Consider the following 413-nt stretch of genomic DNA (forward strand, 5'->3'; position numbering starts at 1 on the left):
GTTCCTATCGGAACAATCTGCAAGGAATCATTTAAGATGTAAATCTGGGTGTTGGATATGGGTTTACCAATAGGGATAACTCTTTTCTCATGTCCTTTTGCTTGATAAATAGATACACAAACGGCGCACTCTGTAGGACCATAAGCATTATAATATGCAATTCCTGATGCTGTAACTCTCAAGGCTGTACCCGGATCAGCTGATTCTCCGGCAGTAATAATACATCTTAGTCCTGAGATATCTTCACTGCTTAATAAAGCTAAATAGCTTGGAGGAAAAGTTACAACGGTTGATTGCGTTTGTTTTAGAAATTCTACAAACGCCTCTTTGTCTTTAATGGTTTCTTCACTCGGAATACACAAAGCAGCACCACTGTACAAACTCATCATAATCTCTGATATGGAAGCATCAAA

At 38.5% G+C, this 413-nt stretch carries 1 protein-coding gene; it reads right to left on the reverse strand.

The window, feature by feature from the left end:
- Nucleotides 1-413, reverse strand: a 413-nt coding sequence (locus LPB88_RS23710) for an AMP-binding protein (RefSeq protein WP_230718278.1), incomplete at both ends; no start/stop codon positions are given.

Origin of the sequence: Flavobacterium sp. JAS (assembly GCF_020991455.1) — a bacterium.
Lineage (GTDB): Bacteria > Bacteroidota > Bacteroidia > Flavobacteriales > Flavobacteriaceae > Flavobacterium.